We start from the raw sequence: 14,101 nt of genomic DNA on the forward strand, positions 1-14,101 counted from the left end.
TATAAGAGACAGCCTTCTCCCCGTCCCCCACTCTCCCGTCAACAACTCGGATGCTCTGGTATCAAATCTAATCTGCTTCCCCCATGCAGCTCATTGACACTCACGTTCATATCAACTTTGAGACTTACAAGTCTGAATTAGAAACTATTCGACAACGCTGGCGCGAAGCTGGTGTGGTTCGGCTAGTTCATTCTTGTGTGGAGCCGGCAGAGTTTGCCTCAATTCAAGCAATCGCCGATCGATTTCCAGAAGTCTCGTTTGCGGTGGGGCTTCACCCCCTAGATGCCGCCAAGTGGAAAGACGAAACTGCGAATCTGATTCGCTTCAAGGCAAGTTCTGACTCTAGGGTAGTGGCGATCGGCGAAACCGGACTCGACTTTTTTAAAGCTGACGATCGCGAACACCAGTTTAAAGTGTTTGAGGCACAGCTTGAAATCGCCAGGGAACTTGACAAACCAGTCATTATCCACTGTCGCGACGCTGCCGCCCCAATGGCCCAAATGCTGCGGAACTTTTGGGAAAAACGCGGCCCGGTGCGGGGAGTGATGCACTGCTGGGGAGGTACGCCCGAAGAAACCCAGTGGTTTTTAGACTTGGGTTTCTACATCAGTTTTAGCGGAACAGTCACCTTTAAAAAAGCCTTGCAAATACAAGAATCAGCTTGTATGGTAAATAGCGATCGCATCTTAGTTGAGACGGATTGCCCTTTTCTCGCCCCCGCACCCCAGCGGGGAAAACGCAACGAACCAGCTTACGTATACTACGTAGCCGAGCAAGTTGCGAAATTGAGAGGAGTTTCTCTTTTAACTTTGTCGCGGCAGACAACCGAAAATGCCTGTCAGCTATTCGGCCTTTCACTCGCTATAGAGCAAGGAAACGAGGAAAACTAATCGATTTAGAGGCAAGCCTTCGGGGTAAGGGGTAATCTCATCTATATTTTGTTTGCCCTAAAAACCGGATTCATCCTCACCCTGAGATTCCTTTGACGTTGACGGCACGCGATCGAATTTGCGCCCTATAATAATAGAACCAGCCGATCGAGCTTTGGCTGACTATCCCCGCGATCGCAGCAGCCAGCGAACTGCCAGCAATCGGGCCAGCACGCCGTCCCAACGCTCGCCAAAACTTCCAGCAAAAACTCTTTCCTTACACAGTCAAATTTACAGACAGGGAGACACTTGGAACCTCAGTAATTTGGCAATAGCTTTCGAGTCAATTTGAGGAGTCAAATGTATGGGGAGTTTACCCTGAAACAGCAAAATATCGGTTCTAAAAACATCTCAATCAAGCGTAAATCCGCACAAAACGAATGCGAGCAACCCGCAAAAATAACCGTTGCAAAAGTCGGAGCGCGATCGAAAATATCATATACATTCTCTCACACAATCCATCAAAAAAACACAACAAAGTAAAAACGCCAAGCCTTGGCGCAATGTAAAAAGCTAGAGCCACAGCGGAAAAAGGACACCCATGATCACTAAAGATTACACAGAATTCGCGTTCACCTTGCCCGACCTGATCGAAATCCAGCGGGCAAGTTTTCGCTGGTTCCTAGAAGCCGGACTGATCGAAGAACTCGATAGCTTCTCCCCGATCTCAGACTACACCGGCAAACTAGAACTCCACTTCATGGGCAAAGACTTCAAACTCAAGCGCCCAAAATACGACGTGGACGAAGCCAAGCGCCGGGACAGCACCTACTCGGTACAAATGTACGTACCAACCCGCCTGATCAACAAAGAAACAGGCGAAATCAAAGAACAAGAAGTCTTCATCGGCGACTTGCCATTGATGACAGAACGGGGAACCTTCATCATCAACGGCGCGGAACGAGTAATCGTCAACCAAATCGTGCGTTCCCCCGGCGTGTACTACAAATCGGAAACCGACAAAAACGGCCGCCGCACCTACAACGCCAGTCTCATCCCCAACCGCGGTGCGTGGCTCAAATTCGAGACCGACAAAAACGATTTAGTCTGGGTCAGAATCGACAAAACCCGCAAACTATCGGCCCAAGTCCTCCTCAAAGCCCTAGGACTCACAGACGGCGAAATCTACGACAGTTTGCGCCACCCCGAATACTTCCAAAAAACCATCGAAAAAGAAGGACAGTTCGGCGAAGAGGAAGCTCTAATGGAGCTCTACCGCAAACTGCGACCGGGCGAACCCCCCACCGTAGCCGGCGGAGAACAGCTCCTCAATTCCCGCTTTTTCGACCCCAAACGCTACGATTTAGGCAAAGTCGGCCGCTACAAGCTCAACAAAAAACTGCGGTTGACAGTCCCCGACACCGTGCGGGTGCTGACATCCCAAGATATCTTGACGGCGATCGACTATTTGATCAACCTCGAATTCGACATCGGCTCGACGGATGACATCGACCACTTAGGAAACCGTCGCGTCCGCAGCGTCGGCGAACTGCTGCAAAACCAAGTCAGAGTCGGACTCAACCGCCTAGAACGGATCATCCGCGAACGCATGACAGTCTCCGACGCAGACTCCCTCACCCCCGCCTCCCTAGTTAACCCCAAACCCCTGGTAGCAGCAATCAAGGAATTTTTCGGTTCCTCGCAGCTATCCCAGTTCATGGATCAAACCAATCCCCTCGCAGAACTGACCCACAAACGCCGGCTTTCCGCCCTCGGCCCTGGAGGTCTGACCCGCGAACGCGCAGGTTTCGCAGTGCGGGACATTCACCCGTCCCACTACGGCCGGATTTGCCCGATCGAAACACCAGAAGGCCCCAACGCCGGACTGATCGGTTCCCTAGCAACCCACGCCCGCGTCAACCCCTACGGCTTCATCGAAACACCATTCTACCCAGTAGAAAAAGGACAGGTGCTGCGGGACAAAGCCCCCATCTACATGACAGCCGATGAAGAAGACGACTTGCGCGTCGCCCCCGGAGACATCAGCCTCGACGAAAACAACAACCTCTTGGGCGAAACCGTAGCCGTCCGCTACCGCCAAGAATTCACCACCACCACCCCGATGCAGGTGGACTACATGGCGATTTCACCCGTACAAATCGTCTCGGTTGCCACCTCCCTGATCCCGTTCTTGGAACACGACGACGCCAACCGCGCTCTGATGGGGTCGAATATGCAGCGGCAAGCCGTGCCGCTGCTCAAACCCGAACGCCCCCTCGTCGGTACTGGTCTCGAAGCTCAGGCAGCCCGAGATTCCGGGATGGTGGTAGTTTCCCGGATTGACGGCGAAGTCATTTACATCGATGCGACCCGGATTATTGTCAAGCCTTTGGCTGCAGATGCCGAGTCTAATTCCAGCGAAGAACATTTCCTGATTCGTGAGTACGACGAACTCAAAGTCAGACAGCCTTCGGTTTGGAAGCAAAAATACGCCGGCTGCATCGAACACGAACTGCAAAAATACCAGCGATCGAACCAAGATACCTGCTTGAACCAGCGCCCCCTAATCTATGAGGGCGATCGTGTCGTAGCAGGTCAAGTCCTCGCCGACGGTTCCTCCACCGAAGGCGCAGAACTCGCCCTCGGCCACAACATCCTCGTAGCCTATATGCCTTGGGAAGGATACAACTACGAAGACGCAATGCTTATCAGCGAGCGATTGGTGTACGAAGACGTATACACCAGCATCCACATCGAGAAATACGAAATCGAAGCCCGCCAAACCAAACTAGGCCCCGAAGAAATCACCCGCGAAATTCCCAACGTCGGCGAAGACGCCCTGCGCCAGCTAGACGAAGGAGGCATCATTCGCAAAGGCGCTTGGGTAGAATCTGGCGACATCCTAGTCGGCAAAGTCACCCCCAAAGGTGAATCCGACCAACCCCCCGAAGAAAAACTGCTCAGAGCAATCTTCGGTGAAAAAGCTCGCGACGTGCGCGACAACTCGCTGCGCGTTCCCAACGGAGAAAAAGGCCGCGTCGTAGATGTGCGCGTTTTTACCCGCGAACAAGGCGACGAACTGCCCCCCGGCGCTAACATGGTCGTCCGCGTCTACGTCGCCCAAAAGCGAAAAATTCAAGTCGGCGACAAAATGGCCGGCCGCCACGGTAACAAAGGCATCGTCTCCCGGATTCTGCCGAAGGAAGATATGCCCTACTTGCCCGATGGCACTCCGATTGACATCGTGCTCAACCCCTTGGGCGTACCGTCGCGGATGAACGTCGGTCAAATTTTTGAGTGCTTGCTAGGCTGGGCGGGCGAAAATCTGTCGATGCGGTTCAAGATGGTGCCGTTTGACGAAATGCACGGCGCTGAAAAGTCGCGGGAAACCGTTCACGGCAAGTTGGAGGAAGCGCGGGAAAAAACTGGCAAGCCTTGGGTGTTTAACGAAAAACACCCAGGCAAGACTATAGTTTATGACGGCAGAACTGGGGAAGCGTTCGATCGCCCAATCACAGTCGGCATCGCCTATATGCTCAAACTCGTCCACTTGGTAGACGACAAAATCCACGCCCGCAGCACTGGGCCTTACTCCTTGGTGACGCAGCAGCCTTTGGGCGGCAAAGCGCAGCAGGGCGGACAGCGGTTCGGGGAAATGGAAGTCTGGGCCTTGGAGGCCTTCGGCTGCGCTTACACCTTGCAGGAGTTGCTGACAGTCAAGTCGGACGATATGCAGGGCAGAAACGAGGCTTTAAACGCGATCGTCAAGGGCAAATCCATCCCGCGCCCCGGTACGCCGGAATCGTTCAAAGTGTTGATGCGGGAGTTGCAGTCTTTGTGTTTGGACATTGCCGTGCACAAAGTGAATACGAACGACGAAGGCAGCGAGCACGTTGAGGTGGATTTGATGGCGGATGCGGGCGGGCGGCGCTCGCCCTCCAGGCCTACTTACGAATCGCTTTCTCGCGACGAAGACGAAGATTAGGAATTTGAGATTTTTCGATTTTAAATTTTAGATTTTTTAGTAATATTTAATCTAAAATTTAAAATCGACAATCTCGAATCAAAATGCCTCAGCAGTGTTCGTACCACTACTGAGGCGAATCAACGCTCTAACAAGGAGATGCGCTGACATGATTATTTTAACAGTTATCCCCGGAATTGAAGGAGAATTCGATCGGGAGACAGGCTGTATTAACTGGCAAAGTAGTAAGTTTGGCAATGGTTACGGGCGTAAGTGGATGTCGGGAAAAACGGTATTAGTCCACCGATTAGTCCTCGAATCAAAAATAGCAGGATTCCTAGATTCCGGTTATTTTGCTTACCACACCTGCGACAATCCAAGCTGCATCAACCCGGAACATCTTGTAGCGGGGTCTGCCGCTGAGAAGACGGGACAGATGATGAGGCGCGATCCTCTTCGAGGGCTGCGCTAACGCAAAACTCCCAGACGCAAAAGTATTCCGGGAATTGATAAATTGTCGATCGTACAACTGCGAGAAATTCAGACTAAATATTTATCGGAAAAAGTCAAGAACCACCTAGCAAAAGAGTATGGGGTACAACATGAAACTATTACTAAGATCGTTCAGACAAATATTCCTGATAACTTCACCACAGTTTCTCCACATTTTTTAGGAGAAATTCAAGACAACGGCTGCATAATTTTTCAAGGCGGAAAAGATTGTTCAGGCTATGGCAGATACTGGAAAAATGGGAAGTTGAAATTAGTTACTCGTGCTGTTTTAGCAGAGAAATTAGGATATGAAGTTCCCACATATATGGATGCTTGTCATACCTGCAATACTCCCAGTTGTATAAATCCAGAACACCTCTGGGCTGGTACTCGTTCCCAAAATGCCTTAGATGCTTCAAAAAAAGGACGCACCCAAGGAAAAAGTCATCCCCTTTCCAATGCCAAATTAGACTGGGAAAAGGTGCGAGAAATCCGGCAAAAACTAGCAGCAGGAGAGAGAATGAAGGATCTAGCTGAAGGATACAGCGTAAATCCGATAACTATACACAATATTAAGTATCACCTGACATGGAAAAAAGAAGGCGAAGAGATTCCGAGTCCTCGCAGGGGTGGATATCTCGATCGCAAACTGACTTTGGCTCGATCGCAGGATGTGCGAAACGCATTAAAGCTGGAGAATCTCTTGCTAAGATTTCTCGCGAATTGGGATCATCCAAAAATGTCATTTATGACATTAAAACTAATGCCACACATAAAGGAGTCTGACATTGATTTAATCGCCAAACAATCAATCAAAACAGATAAATTACAGCAAATAATTTCAAGTAAATCATCGATTGGAGTCAAGAATGGCTAAGATAGAACAACGATTTGATTATGTAAAGATTGGGTTAGCTTCACCTGAAAGAATTCGACAATGGGGAGAGAGAACTTTACCCAATGGTCAGCTAACTGGCGAAGTCATAAAACCAGAAACCATAAATTACAGAACATTAAAGCCGGAAATGGACGGGTTGTTTTGTGAGCGAATTTTTGGGCCTGCAAAAGATTGGGAATGTCATTGTGGCAAGTACAAGAGAGTTCGTCATAGAGGCATTGTTTGCGAGAGATGTGGTGTTGAAGTAACAGAATCTCGCGTTCGTCGCCACCGCATGGGATTTATCAAATTAGCAGCTCCAGTCGCTCACGTTTGGTATCTCAAAGGTATCCCCAGTTACATGGCGATTCTGTTAGATATGCCGCTGCGAGATGTCGAACAAATTGTCTATTTCAATGCCTATGTTGTGTTGAATGCTGGTAATGCTGAAAAGCTGCAATACAAGCAATTGCTCACAGAAGATGCTTGGCTGGAAATAGAAGATGAACTTTACAGCGAAGATTCCACGCTGACCGGCGTAGAAGTAGGAATCGGTGCTGAAGCTTTGCAAGTTTTGCTGCAAAATATTCCGCTAGAAAGCGAAGCGGAAAAGCTGCGCGAAGATATTGCTAATGCTAAAGGTCAAAAACGAGCGAAGTTAATCAAACGTTTGCGGGTAATTGACAACTTTATCGCTACGGGTTCTCATCCCGATTGGATGGTACTCAATGTGATTCCGGTAATTCCCCCAGACTTGCGGCCGATGGTACAGCTAGACGGCGGGCGTTTTGCTACAAGCGACCTCAACGACCTTTATCGGAGAGTGATTAACCGCAACAACCGCTTGGCGAGATTGCAAGAAATCCTAGCGCCGGAAATTATCATCCGCAACGAAAAACGGATGCTGCAAGAAGCTGTGGATGCGCTGATTGACAACGGCCGCCGCGGCCGGACTGTCGTGGGCGCAAACAACCGCCCGCTGAAATCTCTGTCGGACATTATTGAAGGGAAACAAGGCCGCTTCCGGCAAAACTTGCTCGGGAAACGGGTTGACTATTCTGGACGTTCGGTGATTGTGGTGGGGCCGAAACTGAAAATTCATCAGTGCGGTTTACCGAGGGAAATGGCGATCGAACTTTTCCAGCCCTTTGTCATCCACCGCCTCATCCGCCAAGGATTGGTCAATAACATCAAAGCTGCCAAAAAATTGATCCAGCGCAGCGACCCAAGCATCTGGGAGGTGCTTCAAGAAGTGATTGAAGGACACCCAGTCATGCTGAACCGGGCCCCCACCCTGCACCGTTTGGGAATTCAAGCCTTCGAGCCCATTTTGGTAGACGGGAGGGCGATTCAGCTTCACCCGCTAGTTTGTCCGGCTTTTAACGCTGACTTTGACGGCGACCAAATGGCCGTGCACGTGCCCTTGTCTCTGGAATCTCAGGCGGAAGCCCGCTTGCTGATGCTGGCTTCTAATAACATTATGTCGCCCGCAACCGGAAGACCGATTGTTACTCCTTCGCAAGATATGGTGCTCGGTTGCTATTACTTGACAGCGGAAAATCGCGACGCTCAAAAAGGAGCAGGTCACTATTTCTCTAACCTCACCGATGCGGTTGTAGCCTACGAACAAGGAGTTATTGACTTGCATTCCTACGTGTGGGTGAGATTTCAAGGCCCGATAGAAAATATAGAACCAGAAGGAGAACCGCTGAAACTAGAACGATCGACCGACGGTACGGTGACGAAAGAATTCAAGTTCCGCCGGATTCGAGAAGACAAAGAAGGCAACTTGCTCAATCAGTTTATTCGCACTACTCCCGGTCGGATTATCTATCACCAAACGATCGAATCGGTCATTAATAACTAGGAATAGGAAAATTGGGAAATAACAGCGGGTAATAGGCGATCGGTCAGTCTAGGAGCGAGAAACTAGGTTTCTAAGGGTTGGGTTATGTGACCAAAAATATTCTCAGAAACCCGGTTTAACTCCCACGACCGATGACCCATGTCCCAGAAGCGAGAAACGAGGTTTCTAAGGGTTGGGTTATGTGACCAAAAATATTCTCAGAAACCCGGTTTCTGAACTGATGACCGATGAGTGATGCGGAGCGAGAAACCGGGTTTCTACAGGTTGGGCTTGGTGAGGAGAAATATTCTCAGAAACCCGGTTTCTAAACTGATGACTGACGAGTAAATTACTAACAGCAAACAAATGACTGAATACAAAGAAAATAAAGAAATTGTTTTTCGCAACCGAGTTGTTGACAAAGGTCAGCTCAAAAAATTAATCTCTTGGTCGTTCATGGAATACGGAACTGCCCGCACCGCGCAAATGGCAGATAAACTCAAAGACTTGGGTTTTCGCTTTGCTACGCGCGCCGGAGTTTCCATCAGCGTAGACGACCTGCAAGTACCACCAATCAAACGACAACTCCTAGATGCAGCCGAAGAAGAAATCCGCATCACCGAACAGCGGTACACCAGAGGCGAAATCACCGAAGTCGAACGCTTCCAAAAAGTAATCGACACTTGGAACAGCACCTCAGAAGACCTCAAAGACGAAGTAGTCAAAAACTTCCGAGCCACAGACCCCCTCAACTCGGTCTACATGATGGCCTTCTCCGGTGCCCGGGGAAATATCTCCCAAGTGCGGCAGCTTGTCGGAATGCGCGGATTGATGGCAGACCCCCAGGGAGAAATCATCGACTTGCCAATTAAAACCAACTTCCGAGAAGGCCTCACCGTTACGGAATACATTATTTCTTCCTACGGAGCGCGCAAAGGACTGGTTGATACGGCCCTCCGCACCGCCGACTCCGGCTACCTGACCCGCCGTCTGGTAGACGTGTCCCAAGACGTAATCGTCCGCGAAGTAGATTGCGGCACCCAACGCGGGATTCGAGTCCGGCCGATGACCGACGGAGCTACCGTGCTCATACCCCTCAAAGACAGGCTGCTGGGCCGCGTGTTTGCAAAAGACGTGGTGCACCCCAAAACCAAAGAAATTGTAAGGTTCGGCAACATCATGGCAGTCCGCAACCAGCCAATTAGTGAAGAGCTCGCAGACGCGATCGGCGCTTCAGGAGTTGGCGAGGTGTATTTGCGATCGCCCCTAACTTGCGAAGCCACCCGTTCCGTCTGTCAGTGCTGCTACGGCTGGAGCCTCGCCCACCTGAAAATGGTAGACATGGGAGAAGCGATCGGGATTATTGCCGCCCAGTCGATCGGCGAACCCGGAACCCAGCTCACCATGCGTACTTTCCACACCGGCGGCGTATTCACCGGAGAAGTCGCCAAACAAGAACGCGCCCCATTCCCGGGCGTGGCCAAGTTTAAGAACTTGCGAACCCGTTCCTTCCGCACTTCTCACGGCGAAGAAGCCCTGATCGCCGAAAACGGCGGCAAGCTCGTATTCGAGGGCGACGGCTTCGAGGAAGGCAAATCGGGAGCCAAAAATCAGAAACTAAAGATTGAACTGGCGATCGCCCAAGGTTCCACGCTCATGGTCAAAGACGGACAACGCGCCATCCAAGGTCAAATATTGGCTCAAGTGCCGATCGTCGGACGCGCAGCCCGCAAAACCACCGAAAAAGTAACCACAGACGTAGCCTCAGACTTAGCCGGCGAAGCCAAATTTGCCGACATCGTACCCGAAGAAAAAACCGACCGCCAAGGTAACACCACCCGCACCGCCAGCCGGGGCGGACTGATTTGGATACTTTCTGGAGAAGTCTACAACCTCCCTCCCGGCGCGGAACCGGCAGTCAAAAACGGCTCCCGAATTCCCGAAAACAGCGTCATCGCCGAAACCAAACTCGTCTCCGAACACGGGGGCGTAGTCCGCATCGCCGACGAGCGAGAAATTGAAATCATCACCGCCCAAGTATTGCTCGACCAAGCCGTCGTCCGAGCCGAAAGCACCGGCGGCCGAGAATATTACACGATCGAAACAACTTCCAACCAGCGGTTCTCGCTCAAAACAACTCCCGGAAGCAAAGTCATCAACGGCGAAGTCGTAGCCGAACTGCTCGACGACACCTACCGCACCGCCACCGGAGGCATTGTCAAATACGCGGGAGTCGAAGTTCAAAAACGCGGCAAAGCCAAACAAGGACTCGAAGTCATCAAGGGCGGCACCCTGCTGTGGATACCGGAAGAATGCCACGAAGTCAACAAAGACATCTCTCTGTTGCTAGTCGAAGACGGCCAGTACGTCGAAGCCGGCACTGAAGTAGTCAAAGATATCTTCTGCCAAACCAGCGGTGCTGTAGAAGTGACGCAAAAAAATGACATTTTGCGGGAAATTGTCATCAAACCTGGAACCCTGCACGTCGTTGACCGCCCCCCACTTTCGGCAACCGAAGGTCAAATTGTCAACGCGGGTCAAGAAATCTTCCCCGGCTTGGTTGCTGAAGAACTTGCCTATGCCGAATACATCGAAACACCCGAAGGCCCAGCATTGCTGCTGCGGCCCGTCGTAGAGTTTCCTGTTCCCGACAAGCCACCGGTACCTTCCCAGACTGCGCTCAACGAGTCGATCGCCCTCAAAGCAGTCCAGCGCCTCCCCTACAAGGACGGAGAGCGCGTCAAATCAGTAGAAGGACTCGAACTCCTGCGGACTCAGCTCATCCTAGAAATCGGTTCAGGAGCTCCGCAACTGGCGGCAGATATCGAACTTTTGCCAGACCCAGAAGATGATACCGGCTTGTCGGACAACGATTATGACTCCAACTCCTCGGCCTCCGACTCCACCGCCCTCTCCCAAGAATTGGCAGGAGAAAGCGACGAAGCACCGACGGTTTCCAAAACCTTCCGCCTGCAGCTAGTGATTTTAGAATCCCTTGTAGTTCGGCGCGACGTGTCGGCAGACCCCACCCAGGGCAGCACTCAGACGCGGCTTTTGGTAGAAGACGGACAGTCGATCGCTCCGGGCGCAGTAGTAGCCCGCACCGAAATTCTCTGCAAAGAAGCAGGGACGGTTCGGGGCATCCGCGAAGGACAAAACGAGCCGGTGCGCCGCCTCTTGGTCATGCGGGAAGCCGACTCGATTTCGATCGACCTCCCCGTCGCCCCAGATTTCAGTCCCGGTCAACTGCTAGTAGCCGGTACGGAAATCGCCCCCGGCACGTTTTTGGAAGAATCCGGCCAAGTAGTCAAGGTCGTACCCTCGAACGGCTCGGAACCTGCAAAAATCGTGCTCAGAATAGCTCGTCCTTACCGGGTTTCCGCCGGTGCAGTCCTCCACGTCGATGACGGCGACTTGGTGCAGCGGGGCGACAACTTAGTCATCCTGGTGTTCGAGCGGGCGAAAACAGGCGACATCATCCAGGGTTTGCCCCGGATTGAAGAACTCCTAGAAGGGCGCAAGCCGAAGGAAGCCTGCATTTTGGCCCACCGCCCGGGGACTGCCCGCGTATCCACCGAGGAAGATATGGTCGAACTGGCTGTAGTAGAAGATGACGGCCGCATCGAAGCATATCCTTTGCTACCGGGGCAGAATCCGATCGTCTCCGACGGACAGCGAGTAGGTGTAGCCGAAGCCCTGACTGACGGGCCCGCCAACCCCCATGAAATTCTCGAAGTTTTCTTCCAAGCCCTCAAAGAGCGCCAGTCCACATTTGAAGCAGCTTTGGAAAGTTTCCAGCAGGTGCAAACCCTCTTGGTAAACGAAGTGCAATCTGTCTATCAATCCCAAGGGGTAGATATTTCTGACAAGCACATTGAGGTAATTGTGCGGCAGATGACCAACAAAGTCCGCGTAGAAGACGGCGGCGACACTACGATGCTACCGGGCGAGCTGGTAGAGCTGCGGCAGGTAGAGCAGGTGAACGAGGCAATGTCGATTACCGGCGGGGCTCCGGCAGATTACACTCCGGTGCTACTGGGAATTACTAAGGCTTCGCTCAATACTGACAGTTTCATTTCTGCGGCTTCTTTCCAAGAAACCACCAGGGTGCTGACAGAAGCGGCGATCGAAGGCAAGTCCGACTGGCTGCGCGGACTCAAAGAAAACGTCATCATCGGCCGCTTGATTCCCGCCGGTACTGGTTTCAATGCTTACGAAGATGCCAGCGTTCAGGATGCGGGTTTTGAAGGTGCCGTGTTTGATGACGATTTCCAAGATTTGCAGGAGGATGTGGTACTTGATGACCGTACTGCCCGCCGCAAATATACGATCGAAAGCAGTTTCGATACCGCAGCAGTTTCTGACCTTGAGCCTGATGAAGAGTTTGAGGAAATTGAAGTTGATGAAGACGATTTTGTCGGCTCAAGTGATGACGGTTCGTTAGAAGTTTTGGCTGACGACGAGGACGATGATATCGGTTTCGATTTCGACGAAGACGAAGACTAATACAGGACTTACTCGCGGGTGGTCAGAAACCGGGTTTTTTAGACAATTTTTCCCACTCGTTCACTGATTCGGTAAAAAACCCGGTTTCTTTAGCCTTAACCAATTTAGGGCTGTAATCTTATACCAATTTTAAAAAAGAATGCAACAGTGTTCTTGTCCCCCCCCTTTACAAGGGGGGGCTAGGGGGGGTCGAAGAGTGTTGCACGATTTTAGAAAAATGGTATTAGTTATGAAATTGTCGCGCCCGCCCGTAATACCGGGCGGCGCGGCATTTTTTTTCGGTTTCGGTACTGGTGTAAAAATATTAAGTTTGTTTCTTTAAAGCTTGGTGTTCTCCACAGGCCAATTCGCTACCAAAAGCGCGATCGGACTTTAAACAAGAAAGAAAGAAATAGCTGTATTCGTCAAAAAATATAAGTCAGAATTCAATAAAAATTTATAATCCCGAGGTTTTAAGTGTTTGACTTAACAAATAGTTAAAGGGAGCATCTGTGGCTTTTCAACAAAAAGCTTTTTTTAAATATCGTGTCCGGTAGATTCACCGATCTAATATTCGATCGCTATCGATCGCACCGCTGGTTACATCAAGCCCGTGCAAACTCGATAGCGAGCTGTTGCTACAAATGTAACATTGAGATCCAATGCAATTAAAATTCTTTCTTGCTTCTTGCTTCTTGCTTCTTGCTTCTTGCTTCTTGCTTCTTGCTTCTTGCTTCTTGCTTCTTGCTTCTTGCTTCTTGCTTCTTGCTTCTTGCTTCTTGCTTCTTGCTTCTTGCTTCTTGCTTCTTCCTTACATCCGTTAGATCAGCTACACAATCCGTTATCTAACTTCCTCCTTCATGTATAGCGGTTCTCAAACTTGGTGAGGTATGCGGGATCTTTCCACTCCTGCCTATGCCCGGTTTGGCCTATCCCCTATGCCCACGAGAGAACCTCATTTTACGGAGAAAGACTATATATTTCACTCAATCAGGGAGCAAAGCCTTGATTTGAGCGACAAACTCTTGATGATCTACCACGGGTTTAGAGATGTAACCGTCCGCACCACTTTGATTTAGAAAAGTTTCTCTATCACCGGCCATCGCGTGAGCTGTTACCAAAATAATTGGTAGCGAGGCCGTTTGCGGGTCTGCTTTCAGCAGTTGAGTAATTTTAATACCGTCAACAGCTTTTCCTTGATAGACGCTGCGTGAAAGAGACACATCCATTAAAATCAAATCAGCTTCTCCAGACGCAGCAATCTGCATCACCTCTTCAACATTTTCTGTGTGCTTCACGGCTAAGCCACCCCGCTTAGTCAGAATTTTAGAAAAAACTCTAGCGTTAACCAAATCGTCCTCTACAATCAGAACGGTTTTCATCTTTGCGATCTCCTAGATACCAGCTTCCAAGGCGCTTTACTCAGCACGGGGAAGGCGAGAGGAAAGGATGGGCAACAATACGGCTGCATACAAATAGCCATTTTTTTTGTGAGTGTGTTTGCAATACTTTTGACATCCGCCCCGCCGTAAAATGGACGGGGATTTCATCTATGTCAAAACTTGTTT

Annotated in this window: 8 protein-coding genes; 7 read left to right on the top strand and 1 reads right to left on the bottom strand. The window is 50.6% G+C overall.

The window, feature by feature from the left end; all coding sequences use genetic code 11:
- Positions 1 to 83 precede the first annotated feature (83 nt).
- From AACV78_RS14745 to AACV78_RS14775, 7 genes are all read left to right on the top strand, one after another.
- Positions 84 to 890, top strand: coding sequence for a TatD family hydrolase (locus AACV78_RS14745; protein WP_194009850.1), 807 nt, complete (start codon positions 84 to 86; stop codon positions 888 to 890).
- A 118-nt stretch (positions 891 to 1,008) separates the two neighbouring features.
- Positions 1,009 to 1,221: a hypothetical protein gene (locus AACV78_RS14750; RefSeq protein ID WP_194009851.1), complete on the top strand. Its 213-nt coding sequence runs from the start codon at positions 1,009 to 1,011 to the stop codon at positions 1,219 to 1,221.
- Between the two features lie 249 nt (positions 1,222 to 1,470).
- Positions 1,471 to 4,854, top strand: coding sequence for a DNA-directed RNA polymerase subunit beta (gene rpoB, locus AACV78_RS14755; protein WP_194009852.1), 3,384 nt, complete (start codon positions 1,471 to 1,473; stop codon positions 4,852 to 4,854).
- Between the two features lie 148 nt (positions 4,855 to 5,002).
- A complete protein-coding gene (locus AACV78_RS14760) occupies positions 5,003 to 5,305 on the top strand; it encodes an HNH endonuclease (RefSeq protein WP_228042266.1) in 303 nt (100 codons plus the stop codon).
- Positions 5,306 to 5,347: 42 nt separating this feature from the next.
- Positions 5,348 to 6,202, top strand: a complete 855-nt coding sequence (locus tag AACV78_RS14765) for an HNH endonuclease (protein ID WP_228042267.1) — start codon at positions 5,348 to 5,350, stop codon at positions 6,200 to 6,202.
- A complete protein-coding gene (locus tag AACV78_RS14770; protein WP_194009853.1) occupies positions 6,195 to 8,069 on the top strand; it encodes a DNA-directed RNA polymerase subunit gamma in 1,875 nt (624 codons plus the stop codon). The genes AACV78_RS14765 and AACV78_RS14770 overlap by 8 nt, the downstream gene beginning before the upstream one ends.
- 345 nt (positions 8,070 to 8,414) lie before the next feature.
- A complete protein-coding gene (locus AACV78_RS14775; RefSeq protein ID WP_194009854.1) occupies positions 8,415 to 12,554 on the top strand; it encodes a DNA-directed RNA polymerase subunit beta'' in 4,140 nt (1,379 codons plus the stop codon).
- A 965-nt stretch (positions 12,555 to 13,519) separates the two neighbouring features.
- On the opposite strand, the gene AACV78_RS14780 is transcribed toward AACV78_RS14775, so the two are convergent.
- Positions 13,520 to 13,915 carry a response regulator gene (locus AACV78_RS14780; protein ID WP_194009855.1) on the bottom strand — a complete coding sequence of 132 codons (396 nt, stop codon included), beginning with the start codon at positions 13,913 to 13,915 and terminating at the stop codon, positions 13,520 to 13,522.
- Between the last annotated feature and the right edge of the window lie 186 nt (positions 13,916 to 14,101).

The organism is Tychonema sp. LEGE 07196 (assembly GCF_963890365.1).
Taxonomy (GTDB): domain Bacteria; phylum Cyanobacteriota; class Cyanobacteriia; order Cyanobacteriales; family Microcoleaceae; genus Microcoleus.

What these genes read in the sequence shown, in the direction of transcription:
- AACV78_RS14780 (WP_194009855.1), bottom strand. Translation starts at nt 13,915, where the DNA reads ATGAAAACCGTTCTGATTGTAGAGGACGATTTGGTTAACGCTAGAGTT.
- AACV78_RS14745 (WP_194009850.1), top strand. Translation starts at nt 84, where the DNA reads ATGCAGCTCATTGACACTCACGTTCATATCAACTTTGAGACTTACAAG.
- rpoB (WP_194009852.1), top strand. Translation starts at nt 1,471, where the DNA reads ATGATCACTAAAGATTACACAGAATTCGCGTTCACCTTGCCCGACCTG.
- AACV78_RS14770 (WP_194009853.1), top strand. Translation starts at nt 6,195, where the DNA reads ATGGCTAAGATAGAACAACGATTTGATTATGTAAAGATTGGGTTAGCT.
- AACV78_RS14775 (WP_194009854.1), top strand. Translation starts at nt 8,415, where the DNA reads ATGACTGAATACAAAGAAAATAAAGAAATTGTTTTTCGCAACCGAGTT.
- AACV78_RS14760 (WP_228042266.1), top strand. Translation starts at nt 5,003, where the DNA reads ATGATTATTTTAACAGTTATCCCCGGAATTGAAGGAGAATTCGATCGG.